Here is a 17,346-nt window from a genome sequence, read left to right on the forward strand (position 1 = left end):
CAGCGAGCACGGATAGCTCGCCCTTCGGGCCACGGACAGGCCTCGTCATCTGATCCCGAGGTGTCCACCGTGCTCGATTCCGCCTTCACACCCCTGGTGGTGCCGCGCGTGGGCGAGACGCCGATCGACATCCGCAGCGAGGCCGATCGCGCACGCACCCGCGGATACGCCGACGGATTCGCCGAGGGGCGCCGCCTCGCGCTCGACGAGGCCGAGATGGCGCAGCACGCGCATCAACAGCGGATGCAGGAGCTCCAGGAGCTCTACCTGCACGAGCGAGGCTCCGCGTTGCGCGCGCTGGAGGCCGCGCAGGCACTCCTGAATCACCGGATCGACGAGCTGAGCCTGCTCACAGCGGATCGGATCGAGGAACTCGCCGTCGGCCTCGCGACGGGCATCCTCGCGGCAGAGCTCTCGGATCCGGCGCGATCGGCCGCCCACGCTGTGCGACGCGCGATCACGGAGATGCCCGTCGACAGATGGACGCGTGTGTCGTTCAGCGAGCAGGACCTGCAGACCCTCCGGTCGGACCCGCCGGTGATCGAGCCGTTGCGGGGGATCGACATCGTCGGCTCACCTGCGGTGGATCCGGGAGGCGCGATCGTCGAGATCGAGGACGGCGCCGTCGACACGAGGATCGCCGAGGCCCTCGCCCGTGCCGCGGCGGCGCATCGCGGCGCTGATGAGCTCGGTGACGAGCTCGGCGGCGAGGTGATCACGTGACTGCCGCGACGAGGTCATGGCAGCGGGTCCTCGACGCCGCGAAGGCCGAACGCTCAGGCACGGTGAAGGCCGTGCGAGGGCTCGGCGTCGAGGTGCTCGGCATCGATGCCGCCGTCGGCGACCGCATCCGCATCGATGCGGCGCACGGCAGATCGGTCGATGCGGAGATCGTCGCCGTCGATGGAGCCTCCGCAAGATGCATGCCGCTCGGCCGTCTCGACGGCATCACGGCCCGCGCCCGCGTGCGTCACGGGGGAGCGCCGCTGCAGGTGCCGACCGGACGGACTCTGCTCGGTCGTGTGCTGGACGGTCTCGGTCGCCCCATCGACGGCAAGGGGCCGCTCGAGCGGACCACGACGCTCGTGTCGCTCGACCACGACGCTCCGAGCATCATGGATCGTCAGCGCATCGACAGCCAGCTCGGCCTGGGCGTGCGGGTGCTCGACACCATGACGCCGGTGGGCACCGGACAGCGTCTCGGCCTCTTCGCCGGCTCCGGGGTGGGAAAGTCGTCGCTCATGTCGATGATCGCCCGCGGCTCGACCGCAGACGTCAACGTCATCGCTCTCGTCGGCGAGCGCGGGCGCGAGGTGCGGGAGTTCCTCGAAGACGATCTGGGACCTGAAGGTCTTGCCCGCTCGGTCTTGGTGGTCGCGACGTCTGACCAGCCGGCCATGGCGCGACTGCGGTCCGCGTTCGTCGCGACGCGTATCGCCGAGGCGTTCCGAGACGACGGCCTCGACGTCGTGCTCATGATGGATTCGCTGACCCGCGTCGCGATGGCGCAGCGCGAGATCGGCCTGAGCGCCGGCGAACCGCCTGCCACACGCGGCTACCCGCCATCGACGTTCTCGGTTCTCGCCCGCCTGCTGGAGCGCGCCGGAACAGGGCAGGTCGGATCGATCACGGGTCTCTACACGGTGCTCGTCGACGGCGACGACCACAACGAACCGATCGCGGATGCCGCGAGGGGAATCCTCGACGGACACGTCGTGCTCGACCGAGCGCTGGCCATCCGCGGACACTTCCCGGCCGTCGACGTGCTCGGCTCGGTATCGCGTGTGGTGTCGAAGATCACCACCGCCGAGCAGAGACAGAACGCCGTGACCCTGCGGAGCGTGCTGGCCGCTCGTCGCAGCGCGAACGACCTGATCGACATCGGCGCCTATCGGCCGGGGGCGAATCCGCTGGTGGATGCCGCACTCACGCATGAAGCCGCCATCTCGCGTTTCCTCATGCAGCGGATGGACGATCTCACGGCATCCGACGACTCTTGGCGGCAGCTCGCCGCCCTCACCACCGATTTCGGAGGACTCACCCCATGACCTTCCCCCTGGCCGGTCTTCTCCGGGTGCGAGGCGCCCAGGAGCGTGTCGCCGCCGAGCGGCTCTCCCGCGCGAGCGCCGAGCGTGCGCATGCCGAAGCCGCCGAGCAGAGCGCGATCTCGAGCCTCGCCGACATCAGCGCGCAGATCGACGACCCCCGCGCGCTGATGGCCATGGCGGCTGCCCGGTCCGCGGGTCGCAGCACTCTCAGCGACCTGCAGGCACTCGTCGACATGCGGCGAGGCGCCGAGTCGGAGGCGAAGTCCGCCCATGTCGATGCCCGCCGCGAGCTCAAGGGTCTCGAGCGCCTCGAGAGCACTCACCGGGTCGAATCCGCCAAGGCGGAGCTCGCCGCGGAGCAGACGGCTCTCGACGAGATCGCCGTGGTGCGCACCTCACGCCGAGAGGGGAGCGCCGCATGAGCGGCCTCGCGTCCGTGATCGCGCGCGTCGACGCGATCGAGAGCCAGATCGTCTCACTCGATCCGGCGGCTCGGGCAGCGGCTGCGACAGCGACCGAGTCGACCGCTGAGGCGGGCGCGACGAGTGCGGCCAGCGCGGCGACGTTCTCGGGCGTGCTCGAGGCGGCGAAGGCGGCCGCCTCCACCGAGACGACGACCCTCACGTCAGCGGCGGGTGCGGCGACGGATGCCACGTCGAGCGCGAACAACGCCGAGCTCGTCTCGGCTCTGCAGACGCTGTTCTCGGCGAACACATCGGGCTCGGCAGGATCTGCTGCGTCGATGCAGAAGCTCATCGAGATGCTCGGATGACCGCGGTGAGCCTGTTCGCGGTCTCGCTCGCCACCCCGACCGACGGTGAGGGCGCTGGGCGCGCGGCCGGCGACTCGGGATCACGGTTCGGAGACGCGCTGACCGCCGCGGGCCAGATGCTCGTCGGTGCTGACGGCGAGTCCGCGATGTCTCCCGGTACGGAGGGGGAGAGCGACGCGGTTGCCGGTGACGGACGGCCGGGCGCCTCATCCGACACCTCGCTCGAGGGGGATGCCGCCTCCACCGCCCTGCTCGAGCTCGCGGCCCCGCTGCGTCCCGTCGCACCGGACGCACAGGCGGTGGTGGACTCGGATGAGCACGAGGGCGGCTCCGAGCAGTCGCTGCTCGCAGCGGTCGCAGGCGTCGAGACGTCTACGGAACCGGCGCCGGCGCCGTCGGTCGTCGAGGTGCAGCTGGAGGGCGAGCCCGTGCCGGCGAACGCGGGCGCGACACCACCCGTAGCCGCAGCCGCAGCCGCAGCCGCCCCAGCCGCCGGAGCCGCAGCCGCACCGGTCGACGGTGGGGCCGGCGACGCAGCATCCTCTGCTCCGGCACTCGCATCCTCCACGTCAGCGCCCGACGCACCCGGGGCGCAGCCCTCGCCCGGAGTGCAGTCCCCGGGCGCATCCGCGGGACGGACTGCTCCGGCTCCCACTCCTGACCTCGCGGTGGCGTCGTCCGGGTTCACCGGAGCCGGGAATGCGTCAGGGGCGAACGCGCCGTTGAGCGAGACATCCGCGCGGATGGATTCCGGTGAACGTGCACCGTCGAGCCAGCCCGCTCCGAGCATCGCACCCCTCGCTCCACCCCAGACCTCCGTGACGGCTGCGACCCCCGTGTCGACCCCGGAGACCGCGTCCGCGAACCGCGCCGTCGCCGCCCAGGTGTCGCCGGTGGTCGTGAGCGTCGCCCAGCGACCGATGGGAACCCACCACCTCACCATGACGGTGAACCCCGACAGCCTCGGACCGGTCACCGTGCGTGCGCACATCAGCGCGAGCGGTGAGGTGCAGGTCGAGCTCAGCGGTGCCACGGATGCGGGGCGCGATGCCCTGCGCGGCATCCTCGTCGATCTGCGCCGGGACCTGGCCGCAGCGATGCCGCACGCCACGCTGAGCCTCACCCAGACCTCCGCAGCGGACGCGAACGGCGACCGCAGCGGCCAGGGCGCGGGCGACACCGCCGGAGACCGGGGCAGCGCCGACCGCGACGCGAGTCGCGGACGTTCGGAACAGCGCCCCGGTGCCGAGCGAGCGCCTGACCTTCCCCGCATCATCCAGACCACACCCCACGCCGGCGTCGGCGCGGGTCTCGACATCTTCGCCTGAGAGGACGACCGCATGACCGTCGACGCAGTGAGCGCTCCGAGCTCGATCTACACAGGAGGCACGACCGACCCCGCCGCGCGCAAGCAGGTGCTGGACGGCGAGGTGTTCCTGAAGCTCCTGGTGACCCAGCTGACCCACCAGGATCCGTCGAGTCCGATGGACACCAACGAGATGATCTCGCAGACGACCCAGCTCGCCATGATGGAGCAGCTCACCGCCCTCGCGGACAACGGCGCCGAGGCCTTCGCCCTGAACATGCGTCAGGCCGCGAGCGCGCTCATCGGCCAGGAGGCGAGCTACAAGGATGCCGACGGCAAGACGCTCTCGGGCGTCGTCACCAAGGTGTCGTTCGACGGGCCCATTCCGCAGGTGACGATCGGCGACAAGACCGTCGCCCTCGATGCCATCACCGGCGTCACCTCCAAGACCACCCCTGCCGTGCCGAACCCGGCCGCAGCCTGACCTCCGTCTCACACAGGAAGAGAGAATCACATGCTTCGCTCGCTCTACTCCGGCATCTCCGGACTCCGCTCGCACCAGACCATGCTCGACGTGACCGGCAACAACATCGCCAACGTCAACACGGCGGGCTTCAAGGGCTCGTCCGTGCTGTTCCAGGACTCGCTGTCTCAGCTCATCGGCAACCCGGGCATCCCCGACGACGAGGTCGGCGGCCGCAACCCCGCGCAGGTCGGCCTCGGTGTGCAGGTCGCCGGAGTGCGCACGAACTTCGCGCAGGGTTCGGCCCAGGCCACAGGGCGCGGGGGAGACCTGATGATCTCGGGCGACGGGTTCTTCGCCGTCCGCTCGGGCGGAGAGACGCTGTACACCCGTGCGGGCGGCTTCTCGTTCGACCCGACGGGCAAGATGGTCACCGCCGACGGCGCCGTCGTCCAGGGGTGGTCGGCGCAGAACGGCGTCGTCAACACCGGTCAGGCGACGGGGAACATCGTGCTTCCGCTCGACGCGGTCTCACCGGCGAAGGCGACGACCGGCGCCACCGTGACCGGCAACGTCCCCTCGACCGCGGCAGACGGTGACGAGCTCGTCCGCGACGTGACCGTCTATGACGCGCAGGGCACTCCGTCGACGCTGAGCCTGACGTTCACGAAGACCGCGACCGGTTGGGATGTCACGGAGCCCGTCAGCGGAGCGACCGGCTCGCTGACGTTCACCGACGGCAAGCAGGCGGGAGCCGGTCTCACGTTGACGGCGGGCACCGTGAGCGTCGACCTCGGCGCGGTCACCGGCTACGCGAACATGTCGACCGTCGCCGTCTCGGAGCAGAACGGCTCGGCGGCCGGTTCGCTGAAGTCGTACAGCATCACAGGTGACGGATCGATCGTCGGCACGTTCAGCAACGGCGCCACCCAGACGCTCGGAAAGATCGCGATGGCGACCTTCGCGAACCCCGAGGGGCTCGAGAAGGCCGGAGGCACGGCATACCGGGTCTCGGTGAACTCGGGAGCCGCGCGCATGGGGGAGCCGGGGCAGGCGGGCTTCGGCAACCTGGTATCCGGCGCGCTGGAGATGAGCAACGTCGATCTCTCGCAGGAGTTCACCAACCTCATCGTCGCGCAGCGCGGGTTCCAGGCCAACGCGCGCATCATCACCACGAGCGATGAGGTCCTGCAGGAGCTCACCCAGCTGAAGCGCTGATCAGACGCTCGAGTTCGAGCGCCTCCGCCCGTCGGACGCGGCCCGCCCTGGTTACCGGGGGCGGGCCGCGTCGCGATAGTCGGGGCAGACTTCCCCTCTCGTCCGAAGCCCGGAGACCCCGCGATGATCATCGTCACCCGCCTCGACCGCACCCGGTTCGCGGTGAACCCCGACCTGATCGAGCGCATCCACTCGTCGCCGGACACGACTCTGCACATGGTCGACGGCAAGGTCTACGTCATCGAGGAGACGCTCGACGCCGTGATCGACCTGATCGTCGCCTACCGGGCACGCGTCCTCGGTGCGGCCCACGCGCTGACCCCGCAGACGGGGGCGTGACGGTGGATCCCGCGTTCATCATCGGCGTCATCCTGGCGTTCGGCGCTCTCGTCGCGATGATCACGATGGAGGGCGCGAGCTTCGAGGCGCTGCTCATCCCCGCCCCGATGATCCTGGTGCTCGGTTCGACCATCGGCGTGGGTATCGCGAGCCACACGCTGCGCGACACCATCCTCGCGGTGCAGAGCCTCGGGCGCATGGTGCGCGGGCCGAAGATGACTCCGGAGGCGGTGATCCCGTTCCTGGTCGGCTACGCCGAGAAGGCGCGTGGCGAGGGCCTTCTCGCGCTCGAGCAGGAGCTCGACGGCGCACCGGACGCGTTCACCCGGCAGGCGCTTCAGGCGCTCGCAGACGGCACGGACGCCGAGGACCTGCAGATGGTGATGGACGACGAGATCGCGGCCACCTCGTCTCGCAACCGCGTCGCCTCGAAGTTCTTCGGCTCTCTGGGCGGCTACGCGCCGACGATCGGCATCGTCGGCACGGTCGTCTCCCTCACCCACGTGCTCGAGAAGCTCGACGAGCCCGACCACCTCGGCCCCATGATCGCCGCCGCGTTCGTGGCCACGCTGTGGGGTCTGCTGTCGGCCAACTTCATCTGGAACCCGATCGCCGGTCGACTCAATCGCATCGGTGCGGTCGAGCTCGAGCGGATGACACTGGTGTCCGAGGGCATGCTCGCGATCCAGGCGGGGAGCGCACCGCACCTGCTGCAGGAGCGTCTCGAGGCGCTGTCGAGCGTCAAGCCGAAGGCCAAGAAGCAGAAGCGGGAGCAGGAGTCTTCCGTGGAGGACATCCTGTGAGCCCGGCCCGCCGCGCGCGCGGCCGCGGGCATGAGGACGACTCGCACGACGAGCCGGACGAGCGCTGGGCCGTGTCGTACGCCGACATGGTGACGGTCCTGATGTGCCTGTTCATCGTGCTGTTCGCCGTGTCGAACGTCGACAAGACGAAGTTCGAGCTGCTCGCCAACAGTCTCGCGACGGGATTCGGCCAGGAGAGCACCGAGGGCGGGGCCGACAGTGCTGAGGGACTGATCGTCCCGCCCGAGCTGCAGGATGATGACGGAGTGGTCGATCTCGCCGCCCGCGCAGCGGCCGAGTACGAGTCGCTGGAGGAGCTGCGTGATCGCATGAGCGCGGCCCTGGCCGCCCAGGGGCTCCAGGACACCGTCTCGTTCGTCATCGACGACCGCGGGCTGCAGGTCGGGCTTGTCGGCGCCGAGACGTTCTTCGCCGACAACAGCACCGAGCTCTCGGCGAAGGCGGATGCCGTGCTCAACGCGATCGGCGACGTGCTCGTCACTGTCGACAACCAGGTCAGCGTGGAAGGGCACGCCGACCACCGCGTGTCGGCCGCACCGTTCGCCACCAACTGGGAGCTCTCCGGAGGGCGTGCCACACAGGTGGCGAGATTCCTCGTCGAGCACGAGGGCGTCGGCGGGCCGCGGGTGAAGGCGACCGCGTTCTCGGACACACGACCGATCGTGCAGGGAGACAGCCCGCAGGCCCTGGCCAGCAACAGACGCGTCGACATCGTCGTCGAGTCCACAGAAGAAGAGCAGGTGCGAGCGCTGATCCCGGCCCTCGCAGCCGCCGCAGCGGCGAGCTGAGCACACGTGAACACCACCGTCGAGGAGACCCCCATGACCGCAGCCGCCGTGCTCGAGGACCCGGCCGCGCGCTACCCCGCCTACGACTTCGGCCGCCCCGCCCAGCTCGGACGCGAGAGCACGCGGCATCTGGAGGCGGCATTCGAGTCGTTCGCGCGCCTGTGGTCGTCGCAGCTGACGGCGAAGATCCGCGTGCGCGCCCACCTGACGCTCGAGTCCGTCGATCTGGTGTCGTACGAGGAGTACGCCGACACTCTGCCCGGCACGACCGCCATGGTGGCGGGCGCCTTCGCGGATCGCGAAGAGCCCTGTGTGGTGCAGTTCGGTCTCGACAGTGCGCTCCTGTGGGTCGTGCAGATGATGGGTGGTCGCAGCACCTCGCTGCCCGAAGCACGGACGTTCACGCCGATCGAGCTCGCGCTCGTGCGCAACCTGATGGAAGGCACGTTCGAGCACCTCCACGCGAGCCTCGACGCGCTGCTCCCCGGGGCGCCGCGGTTCAGCGCCGTGCACTACAACCCGCAGTACATGCAGGTGATCGCAGCGACTGCGGCGGTCATCGTCGCGCGGTACACGATGCGGCTCGGAGACGCCGAGACGACGGCGACTGTCATGCTCCCGGCGTCCGCTGTCGTCGACAGGCTCGCCGCGACGGGCTCGGATGCGGGGTCCGCACACACGGCAGAGCAGACGCTGGAGCAGCTGCGCAGCACGCCGATGGAGATCACACTGCGCCTGGCACCCATCACGATCGGCACGGGTGAGGTGCTCGACCTCGCCCCCGGCGATCTGCTGCGGCTGCCGCACCCCGAGACCAGACCGTACGAACTCGTGGCAGGGGATACACCCATCGCCCTCGCCACCCCCGGGAGCAGAGGCTCGCGCCTCACCTGCAAGATCACGACCACCCCTGAGGAGACCCACTGATGAGCACCTTCCACGAGACCGCCATCGCCGCGGCTATCGCCGGCAAGCTGCCGTTCGGCTACCCCGTCATCCCCGCACCCTCGACCGATCCCGGCGCCTCCGGCGAGGCGGTCGCTGTCACCTTCGCAGGCAGCCCCGGGGCCCGCCTCGCGATCCAGGTCGTCGATCCGTCGCAGCTCGAGGACGGCTCGAAGAACGCACCCCTGGCCGATCGACTGCATCCGATCTTCGAGGCGGCAGTCGCCGTGCTCGGCAGCGGTGCCCTCGGCGACGGTGAGCTGGTCGCCGCCGCAGAGGTCTTCACCGACGCGGGCACCCAGGTGTTCGACATGATCGACGCCGCGGGCAGCGTCGTCGCACGGGCCGCGGTGAGAATCGACGGAGCACGGGCCGCCGCCGCGTCCTCCGGACCGCAGCGTCTGAGCCGCATCGCCGGCGTCGAGATGGAGCTCGTGGTCGAGATCGGTCGCACACGGATGCCGGTGCGCGACGTGCTGTCCCTCGAACCCGGCCGTGTCGTCGAGCTCGACCGTGCGGCGGGATCACCTGCCGACATCAAGCTCAACGGCCGTCTGATCGGGCACGGCACCGTCGTGGTCGCGGAGGGCGACTTCGCCATCCGCGTCGAGCGCATCCTCGACGGCGCAGAGGCCGTCTGACCCATGGACGACATCCTCGTCGCGCTGCGTGCGATCGTCGCCCTGGGGGCGGTGCTCGGGCTGCTGCTGTTCCTCAGTCGTCGACTGCAGAAGTCGCAGGCGAAGGGCGTGAGCCCGCTCGCGGGGCTGATGCCGAAGAAGCTTGCACGACTCACCGAGCTCAGGCCGTCTCGCCCGGCGGCGGGCCCGAAGCCGCGGCCCGAGAAGATCACGGTCGTCGCGCGGTCGGGCATCGGCGGGAAGGCGCAGCTCGTGGTCGCCGAGTTCGGGGGCATCCGCTACGTCCTCGGTGTGACCGAGCACGGGATCAACGTCGTCGACACGCAGGAGGCGCCTCCCGTCGAGGAGGAATCGACGACGGAGCAGTCACCTGTCGTCGACGACATGTCGAACGACATCGTCGACAGGGCACTGAAGTCCGTCGCCTGACGCCGACCGGCCCTGCGCGACCGCCCTACGGTTACGCGCACGCCGTCGTGTCGCGATAGTCGTCTGCGAGCACGGATCGCTCGACCCCCTGGCTACGGATCGGCCACGTCACCCATCTTCGGAGTGCCGCCGTGCCCGTATCCGCCGCCGCTGCCACCGCGCCGCTCGCGCGTGCACCGCACCTGCCGCGACGCGCGTGGATTCTGATCGCGGCAGCCCTCGGTGTCGCGGCCGTCCTGGTGGTTCTCGACGCGACGGGCGCGCACGCGGCATCCGCTCTGGTCCCCATGGAGACCGGTGACGGTGAGGGCGTGACGATCAACGGCATCAACGGCACGCCGTCCGACAGCATCATCACGCTGCTCGGGATCACGGTTCTCAGCGTCGCCCCCGCGCTGCTGCTGATGATGTCGAGCTTCACCAAGATCTTCGTGGTGCTGGCTCTCACCCGCAACGCGCTCTCGCTGCCCTCGATCCCCCCGAACCAGGTGCTGGCGGGTCTCAGCCTGTTCCTGACCCTGTTCATCATGTGGCCGGTGCTGACCGACATCAACGCCGTCGCCGTCAGCCCGTTCACGGAAGGGCAGATCGATTTCGGCCGCGCGTTCGAGCTCGCCCAGGAACCGCTGCGCGAGTGGATGCTCTCCTACACGCGTGAAGAGGACATTGCCCTGATGTACCGGGCCGCGCAGATGGACAACCCGACCGACCCCGCCAGCATCCCGCTGCAGACCCTCGTGCCGGCCTTCATGATCAGCGAGCTGCGGGCCGCCTTCCTGATCGGGTTCATCATCTTCGTCCCGTTCCTCGTCATCGACCTGGTCGTCGCCAGTGCGCTGATGTCGATGGGAATGATGATGCTCCCGCCGGTGATGATCTCGCTGCCGTTCAAGATCCTGCTGTTCCTGCTCATCGACGGCTGGGGCATGGTCATCACCGCGCTCGTGCAGTCGTACAACGGGGGTGGCTGATGAACCCGGAAGCAGTCATCGACATCGGACAGGCGGCGCTCATCGTCGGCGCGAAGCTCTGTGCCCCGCTTCTGATCACGGCGCTCGTGGTCGGCTTCGCGATCTCGCTGCTGCAGTCGATCACCCAGGTGCAGGAGATGACCATCTCGTTCGTGCCCAAGCTCGTCGCCGTGGGCATCGCGCTGTTGATCAGCGGGCACTGGATGATCGCCGAGATGATCGCCTTCTCGAACGAGATGTTCGCGCGGATACCGTCGCTGCTGAACGGCGGCTGATGAACATCCCCATCGACTTCACCTGGCTCGAGGCCACGTCGCTCGCGTGCGTGCGCATCACGGCCTTCCTGGTGCTCGCGCCACCGTTCAGCCACGGCACGATCCCGATGAGAGTCAGGGCGATGCTGGGCGTCGGGCTCGCCCTCGCCGTGTCGCCGGTGGTGACCGCGGGCTACGAACGTCTCGACACCGGGGGATTCATGCTCGCTCTGGCGGGCCAGGCCCTCACGGGGGCACTGCTCGGATTCCTGGTGATGGTGCTCTTCAGCGCCATCCAGGGCGCCGGCCATCTGGTCGACACTTTCGGCGGGTTCCAGATGGCGCAGGCGTTCGACCCGGGCATGGCGATCAACGGCGCCCAGTTCACGCGGCTCTTCCAGATGACCGCGATCATGCTGCTCTTCGCCTCCGACGGGTACCAGCTCGTGCTCGGCGGTCTGTTCCGCTCGTTCGATGCCGTGCCGGTGACCGGGATGATCGACCTGGGCAAGCCGGCGGAGGCGCTGGTGGGAGCCGCCGGGCAGATGATGCTCAGCGCCGTGCAGATCGCGGGTCCCCTGCTGATCGTGCTCTTCCTCGCCGACGTCGGGCTCGGTCTCGTCAGCCGGGTCGCACCCGCACTGAATGCGTTCGCGATGGGCTTCCCGGTCAAGATCGGTCTGACGCTGCTGCTCGTGGGCTTCGTCTACGCCGCGCTTCCCAGTGTCGTCGCGGTCATCGCCGAAGACGCGGCGAAGCTCCTGCTGGGGGTGACCAGATGAGCGAGACCGACAGCGGCGAGCGCACCGAGAAGGCGACCGACCGTCGCCTCAAGGAGGCACGCAGGAAGGGCCAGATCGGCCGAAGCCAGGACTTCACCGCGTGGGTGTGCATCGCCGCCGCCGCGGTGATGATGGTGCCGACGATCTCGTCGGGCACGCAGGTGCTCACGGAGCTGTTCCTGGCCGTGACACCGGTGGCGAAGAACCCCACAGACGGGGCCGCACTGGATGTGCTGGGTTCTGCGATCTCCTCGCTCGGCGGCATCCTGCTGCCGATGCTGGCGGTCGTGCTGCTCGCGACCACGGCGACGGCTGTCGCCCAGGGCGGCATCCACCTGCGCGGCGTGACGATGCGCACCGAGCAGTTCAACATCGTGTCGGGTCTCAAGCGCGTGTTCGGCCAGCAGGCTCTGTGGGAGGGCGCGAAGGCGCTCCTCAAGACGGCGGCCATCGGCGTCGCACTGTGGATCGTCGTATCGGGTCTCGTGCCCGTGCTGATGGCGAGCGGCAGCCACAACATCACGTGGCTTCTCGAGCAGGCCGCCGGGGGAGCGGTGTCGCTGCTGCAGGTCGCCGTGGCCGTGGGCATCCTGTTGGCGGCGATCGATGTCGCCGTGGTCATGCGACGCAATCGCAAGCACACGCACATGACCAAGAACGAGGCGAAGGACGAGCACAAGAAGAGCGAGGGCGATCCGCTCGTGCGCTCCCAGCGCCGTTCGCGGCAGCTCGCGATGAGCCGCAACCGGATGATCGCCGCGGTCGGCGACAGCGACGTCGTGTTGGTGAACCCCACGCACGTGGCTGTGGCGCTGCGGTACGAGCCGGGCAAGTCCGCCCCGCGGGTCGTGGCGAAGGGCGCGGGCATCGTCGCGCAGAAGATCCGCGAGAAGGCCGAGGAGGCCGGTGTCCCGATGGTCCGCGACATCCCGCTGGCGCGCGCCCTGCACTCGGCATGCGACATCGGCCGCGAGATCCCCGAGGAGCTGTACACCGCGGTGGCGCAGGTACTGGCCTTCATCGAGCACCTCAAGCGTCGCGGATCGGCGCGAGGCACCCACACGATGCCCTTCGACAGCACCAGGGATCGCGGCCTCTGAGCCGCCGGATCCGCATCTGGACGAGTAGAGAGAACGAGAAGACGCATGATCGGTCAGATCCTGTCCAAGGGCGCGGTGCCCGTGGGCGTCGTGGGCATCATCCTCCTGCTCATCATCCCGATCCCGACGGGACTGCTCGACGTCCTCATCGTGCTGAACATCTCGTTCGCATTGCTGATCCTCCTCACCGCGATGTTCGTGAAGAAGCCGCTCGACTTCTCGGTGTTCCCGAGCCTGCTGCTGGTCGCCACCCTGTTCCGACTCGGCCTCAACGTCGCCTCCACCCGTCTCGTGCTCAGCGAGGCGCACGCCGGGCAGGTGATCCAGGCGTTCGGGCAGATCACGATCAGCGGATCGCTCGTGATCGGCGCGGTGATCTTCCTGATCCTCACCGTCATCCAGTTCGTGGTGGTGACGAAGGGTGCCGAGCGCGTCGCCGAGGTCGGCGCGCGCTTCACCCTCGACGCCATGCCCGGCAAGCAGATGGCCATCGACGCCGACCTCAATGCCGGGCTCATCACCGATACCGAGGCGCGCCGGCGTCGAGCCGAGGTGGCCGCAGAGGCCGACTTCTACGGCGCGATGGACGGTGCGTCGAAGTTCGTGAAGGGCGATGCGATCGCGGGCATCGTGATCGTCGTCATCAACTTCGTCGGCGGCATCATCATCGGCATGGTCCAGCACGGCATGGAGATGGGGGACGCGCTCGAGACCTACAGCATCCTCACCATCGGCGACGGCCTGGTCACGCAGATCCCGGCGCTGCTGATGGCCGTGTCCACCGGCATGATCGTGACTCGCGAGAACGCGGAGAGCGAGATGGGGCAGGCAGCGGGCCGGCAGCTCATGCAGTCCCGCAACGCGCTGGTCATCACGGGGCTCGCGGCCATCGCGATGGGGTTCATCCCGGGGATGCCGCTGGTGGTGTTCCTGGCGATCGGCTGCGTACTCCTGTTCGCCGCATCCCGGGTCAAGGCGAACGAGGATCGCGACGCCGCGCTCGAGGCCGACGCGCTGCAGCAGGAGGCCGTCGAGGCGGGCGTCGAGGGGCCCGAAGAGCTGATGGACCGGATGCGCGTGCACGCCCTCGAGATCTCGCTCTCGCCCGACATCGTCGATCTGGCCTCCGGGGGAGCGGGCGACCTGCTCACCCGTGTGAAGTCGCTGCGGCGAAAGCTCGCCCTCGACATCGGCATCCTGATGCCGCCGGTGCGGACGAGGGACAACATCGACCTGCCTGCTCAGACCTACTCGATCCTGATCGCCGGGGTCGAAGCGGGGCGCGGATCCGTGCCGCGGGGTCACGTGCTCGCGATCGGCACGGGGCTGGAGCAGCTGCCGGGGTCTGCGGTCGTCGATCCGGTCTTCGGTCTCGAGGGCAAGTGGGTGCCCGCCGAGATGTCGCACGCCGCCGACATGGCCGGCGCCACCGTGATCGACCGCGCGAGCGTGATCATCACCCACCTCTCCGACATCGTGCAGAGCCAGGCCGACCGACTGCTCTCGCTCGAGGACGTGCGTCAGCTGACCGAGCATCTCAAGCAGTCGAGCCCTGCGACCGTCGAGGAGCTGACGCCGGCCGTGCTGTCGCTCGCCGGCATCCAGCGGGTCCTCGCAGGCCTTCTGGCCGAGAGGGTGCCGATCAACGACCTCGCCCGCATCTATGAGGCTCTCGCTCTGCGCGGAAAGACGTCGACCGAGACGGCGGGCCTCATCGATGCGGCGCGAGCAGCTCTGGGCCCCGCGATCGCCGCACGATTCGCCGAGGACGGACGCATCCGCGTGGTGATGTTCGAGCCGATGCTCGAGCAGCAGATGCTCGAGGGGATGCGCGTGATCGACGGGAACCCGCAGATCGTGCTGACGCCGGAGGCGACGATGCACGTGCTCGAGAACGTCCGCCGGACGGTCGCCGAGCTCGAGCAGGTCGGGCCGGAGCCGGTGCTCGTGTGCGCGCCGTCGCTGCGCCAGGCCGTGCGCCGGATGGTCTCGTCACAGGTGAGTGGCCTCCCGGTGCTCTCATACGACGAGGCTGCAGCCGGAGGACTCGCGACCGACGTGGTCGGGGTGGTCCGGATGACGCAGTCCGCTCTCCCCAGTGCCGCGGTGTAGCTCCAGAATCTGCTCATTTACGAGACGAGTGCGATACGTTTGTGAGCAGAGGGCGCATCGGCGCTCACGCCATGGAAGGCAGACGACGCATGCTGGTACTCACGAGACGCGCCAATGAGAGCATCGTGATCGGTGATGACATCACCGTGACGATCCTGGCGGTGACGCCGAGCGGAGTCCGCGTCGGCATCGACGCCCCGCGCGACAAGCGCATCAATCGCGCCGAGATCGTCATCGCGGTGAGCGACGCGAACCAGGAAGCCGTCCAGGCGTCGTCGGACGAGTCGGCCGAGTCGCAGCTGTTGGGCGTGCTCGGACGCGCCGGCGTCACGTCCTGACCCGTCCTCTCGCCGTTCTCCTCGCGCGGAGTTACTGTCCAGGGGGTTGTCGCGATAGTCGTGGATGTGACGGGCGATCCCGTCACGGAAACCGTGACATGACGAGGTGACGAATCGTGGCCGCTCACGACCTGAGCATGCAACTGATGCGAGAGCGCGATCTGCTGGAGGTGCTGCTCTTCAAGCTCGACGAACAGCAGATGCTGTTGGCGACCGGGCGCAACCGCTGGATCCACCATGCGGCGAACGAGATCGAGCGCGTGCTCGCTGCGATGCCGACGGTGGCGCTCTCGCGTGACACGCTCGTCATCTCGGTGGCGGACGAATGGGGAGTGCCCGAGGCGACGACGCTTCGCGAGCTGATCGACGCCGCGCCGACCGATGCCTGGCGCGAGGTCCTCTCCGGCCATCTGGATGCCATGACCGCCCTCGCCGACGAGATCGGCGACATGAAGAAGGTCAACGAGCAGCGCCTGCGCACGGCCATCCGGGTCACGCAGGAGACCATCGCCGGCCTCGGCGTGCCCACCGGCGAGTACGACCCCCAGGGCGGCGTCGTCCGCGACGGTGACGCCCGACTCCTCGACACGAGGGTGTGAGACGCGATGTCTTCGTTCGCAGGGCTCCGTCTCGCCGAATCCGCTCTCTCCGCCGCTCGCGCGGGGATGACCGTCACCGGGCAGAACATCGCCAACCAGACCACCCCCGGCTACACCCGTCAGCGGGTCGACCAGGTTCCGATCTCGGCTCCCGGTCAGACCGGACTGTGGCCGTCCGGGCTCGGCATCGGCGGCGGTGTCAGCGTCACCGGCATCGCCAGGCTCGGCGACGACATCCTCGACGCCCGAGTGCGCGACGCGCTGTCGACCTCCGGCTTCTGGGCAGCCAGGGCGACGGCTGCCGGCCAGGCGGAGGCCGTGATGGCCGAACCGACGAAAGACGGTCTCGCCGCGAACCTGAACCGGTTCTGGGCCGGTTGGTCCGACCTCACCAACACCCCGGATTCGGCGGCGGCGCAGGTCGTGCTCACCAACGCGAACGTGCTGATCGGGCAGATCGCGGCCGGGTACCAGTCGATCGCGGGGCAGTGGGCCGACCTCCGTGGTCAGGTCGACAGTCAGATCGCCGACGTCAACGCCATGGCGGGGCAGGTGGCCACCCTCAACGGGCAGATCCGAGACGCGCTGCAGTCCGGCCGCAACGCCAACGAGCTGATCGATCAGCGCAACGTCCTCGCCCAGCAGCTGTCGACCACGGTCGGAGCCAAGGGCAACGTCGAAGCCGACGGGACGCTCACCCTCCGCATCGACGGGAACGCGCTCGTCAGCGCGGACAGCAGCCGCGCGCTCGTCGCGAGCGGGCCGCGGGACATCGCGGACGCCGGACGCATCAGCGTCGCGTGGGCGGATCGCCCCGGTCTGCCGGTGACGATCACCGGAGGGCTGGTCGGCGGCACCATCAGCGCGCTGGCTCCTGCGGCGGACGGCGGCACGCTTGCGGGCGTCGCCGCGGCGTACAACGAGACAGCCACCGCACTCGCGACAGCCGTGAACGACGTCCACCGTACGGGTGTCACCCCGTCGGGCGCCGCAGGCGGGGACTTCTTCTCGATGAGCGGCACCGGGCCCGCAGCCCTCGGGCTGGGCGTGGTTCCCACAGGCCTCGACGACCTCGCTCTCGCCGCACCCGGCGCGGGCGCCAAGGACACCACGATCGCCGACCGCATCAGTGCTCTGGGCGCATCCGCGACCGGACCGAGCAAGACGTGGTCGAGCTTCGTCACGGGCTTCGCGGTCGCGGTCGCGGGTGATGTACAGCGCGCCGATATCGCCGACATGGGTGCCGTGGCCGCGGTCACCGCCCAGCAGTCGAACGCCTCGGTCGACGGCGACGAGGAGACGATCAACCTCCTGACCTACCAGACCGCCTACCAGGCTGCGGCTCGCGTGCTCACGGCCGTGGACGAGGCGCTGGACCTTCTGATCAACCGCACCGGCCTCGTCGGCCGCTGACTCT

At 69.2% G+C, this 17,346-nt stretch carries 21 protein-coding genes; all 21 read left to right on the forward strand.

Annotation, left to right across the window (positions count from 1 at the left end):
* Positions 1–69: 69 nt before the first annotated feature.
* The 21 genes from ASF80_RS01555 (at position 70) to flgK (ending at position 17,342) form a co-directional block, all read left to right on the forward strand.
* Positions 70–723, forward strand: coding sequence for a FliH/SctL family protein (locus tag ASF80_RS01555; RefSeq protein ID WP_200934729.1), 654 nt, complete (start codon positions 70–72; stop codon positions 721–723).
* Positions 720–2,048, forward strand: coding sequence for a FliI/YscN family ATPase (locus ASF80_RS01560; protein WP_056307389.1), 1,329 nt, complete (start codon positions 720–722; stop codon positions 2,046–2,048). Before ASF80_RS01555 ends, ASF80_RS01560 begins: the two co-directional genes overlap by 4 nt.
* Positions 2,045–2,470 carry a hypothetical protein gene (locus ASF80_RS01565; RefSeq protein WP_056307391.1) on the forward strand — a complete coding sequence of 142 codons (426 nt, stop codon included), beginning with the start codon at positions 2,045–2,047 and terminating at the stop codon, positions 2,468–2,470. Before ASF80_RS01560 ends, ASF80_RS01565 begins: the two co-directional genes overlap by 4 nt.
* Positions 2,467–2,820: a hypothetical protein gene (locus ASF80_RS01570; protein WP_056307393.1), complete on the forward strand. Its 354-nt coding sequence runs from the start codon at positions 2,467–2,469 to the stop codon at positions 2,818–2,820. Before ASF80_RS01565 ends, ASF80_RS01570 begins: the two co-directional genes overlap by 4 nt.
* On the forward strand, positions 2,817–4,148 hold the full coding sequence (locus ASF80_RS01575) for a flagellar hook-length control protein FliK (protein WP_056307395.1): 1,332 nt from the start codon (positions 2,817–2,819) through the stop codon (positions 4,146–4,148). Before ASF80_RS01570 ends, ASF80_RS01575 begins: the two co-directional genes overlap by 4 nt.
* A gap of 12 nt (positions 4,149–4,160) precedes the next feature.
* Positions 4,161–4,610, forward strand: coding sequence for a flagellar hook capping FlgD N-terminal domain-containing protein (locus ASF80_RS01580; RefSeq protein ID WP_056307397.1), 450 nt, complete (start codon positions 4,161–4,163; stop codon positions 4,608–4,610).
* Positions 4,611–4,640: 30 nt separating this feature from the next.
* A complete protein-coding gene (locus ASF80_RS01585) occupies positions 4,641–5,807 on the forward strand; it encodes a flagellar hook protein FlgE (protein WP_056307399.1) in 1,167 nt (388 codons plus the stop codon).
* A gap of 123 nt (positions 5,808–5,930) precedes the next feature.
* Positions 5,931–6,146 carry a flagellar FlbD family protein gene (locus tag ASF80_RS01590; RefSeq protein ID WP_056307401.1) on the forward strand — a complete coding sequence of 72 codons (216 nt, stop codon included), beginning with the start codon at positions 5,931–5,933 and terminating at the stop codon, positions 6,144–6,146.
* Positions 6,143–6,949, forward strand: a complete 807-nt coding sequence (locus ASF80_RS01595) for a motility protein A (protein WP_321163950.1) — start codon at positions 6,143–6,145, stop codon at positions 6,947–6,949. Before ASF80_RS01590 ends, ASF80_RS01595 begins: the two co-directional genes overlap by 4 nt.
* Positions 6,946–7,758, forward strand: coding sequence for a flagellar motor protein MotB (locus ASF80_RS01600; protein ID WP_056307405.1), 813 nt, complete (start codon positions 6,946–6,948; stop codon positions 7,756–7,758). Before ASF80_RS01595 ends, ASF80_RS01600 begins: the two co-directional genes overlap by 4 nt.
* Before the next feature lie 33 nt (positions 7,759–7,791).
* Positions 7,792–8,685 (forward strand): flagellar motor switch protein FliM, encoded by an 894-nt coding sequence (locus ASF80_RS01605; RefSeq protein WP_145985656.1) that lies wholly within the window; start codon positions 7,792–7,794, stop codon positions 8,683–8,685.
* Positions 8,685–9,344 (forward strand): FliM/FliN family flagellar motor switch protein, encoded by a 660-nt coding sequence (locus tag ASF80_RS01610; RefSeq protein WP_056307409.1) that lies wholly within the window; start codon positions 8,685–8,687, stop codon positions 9,342–9,344. The genes ASF80_RS01605 and ASF80_RS01610 overlap by 1 nt, the downstream gene beginning before the upstream one ends.
* A 3-nt stretch (positions 9,345–9,347) precedes the next feature.
* Positions 9,348–9,773: a flagellar biosynthetic protein FliO gene (locus tag ASF80_RS01615; RefSeq protein WP_056307411.1), complete on the forward strand. Its 426-nt coding sequence runs from the start codon at positions 9,348–9,350 to the stop codon at positions 9,771–9,773.
* A gap of 131 nt (positions 9,774–9,904) precedes the next feature.
* Positions 9,905–10,744, forward strand: a complete 840-nt coding sequence (gene fliP / locus ASF80_RS01620) for a flagellar type III secretion system pore protein FliP (protein ID WP_056307413.1) — start codon at positions 9,905–9,907, stop codon at positions 10,742–10,744.
* Complete coding sequence (fliQ, locus tag ASF80_RS01625) at positions 10,744–11,019, forward strand: flagellar biosynthesis protein FliQ (protein WP_056307414.1); 276 nt, start codon at positions 10,744–10,746, stop codon at positions 11,017–11,019. The genes fliP and fliQ overlap by 1 nt, the downstream gene beginning before the upstream one ends.
* A complete protein-coding gene (locus ASF80_RS01630; protein ID WP_056307416.1) occupies positions 11,019–11,780 on the forward strand; it encodes a flagellar biosynthetic protein FliR in 762 nt (253 codons plus the stop codon). The genes fliQ and ASF80_RS01630 overlap by 1 nt, the downstream gene beginning before the upstream one ends.
* Positions 11,777–12,880 carry a flagellar biosynthesis protein FlhB gene (locus tag ASF80_RS01635; protein WP_056307418.1) on the forward strand — a complete coding sequence of 368 codons (1,104 nt, stop codon included), beginning with the start codon at positions 11,777–11,779 and terminating at the stop codon, positions 12,878–12,880. Before ASF80_RS01630 ends, ASF80_RS01635 begins: the two co-directional genes overlap by 4 nt.
* Positions 12,881–12,925: 45 nt before the next feature.
* Positions 12,926–14,992: a flagellar biosynthesis protein FlhA gene (locus ASF80_RS01640; RefSeq protein ID WP_056307420.1), complete on the forward strand. Its 2,067-nt coding sequence runs from the start codon at positions 12,926–12,928 to the stop codon at positions 14,990–14,992.
* A gap of 89 nt (positions 14,993–15,081) precedes the next feature.
* Positions 15,082–15,330, forward strand: a complete 249-nt coding sequence (csrA, locus tag ASF80_RS01645) for a carbon storage regulator CsrA (RefSeq protein ID WP_056307422.1) — start codon at positions 15,082–15,084, stop codon at positions 15,328–15,330.
* A 137-nt stretch (positions 15,331–15,467) separates the two neighbouring features.
* Positions 15,468–15,929 carry a flagellar export chaperone FlgN gene (flgN, locus tag ASF80_RS01650; protein WP_268776033.1) on the forward strand — a complete coding sequence of 154 codons (462 nt, stop codon included), beginning with the start codon at positions 15,468–15,470 and terminating at the stop codon, positions 15,927–15,929.
* A gap of 6 nt (positions 15,930–15,935) precedes the next feature.
* Complete coding sequence (gene flgK / locus ASF80_RS01655; RefSeq protein WP_056307426.1) at positions 15,936–17,342, forward strand: flagellar hook-associated protein FlgK; 1,407 nt, start codon at positions 15,936–15,938, stop codon at positions 17,340–17,342.
* The last annotated feature ends 4 nt before the right edge of the window (positions 17,343–17,346 follow it).

It is taken from the genome of Microbacterium sp. Leaf159 (genome assembly GCF_001423615.1).
Taxonomy (GTDB): Bacteria; Actinomycetota; Actinomycetes; order Actinomycetales; family Microbacteriaceae; genus Microbacterium.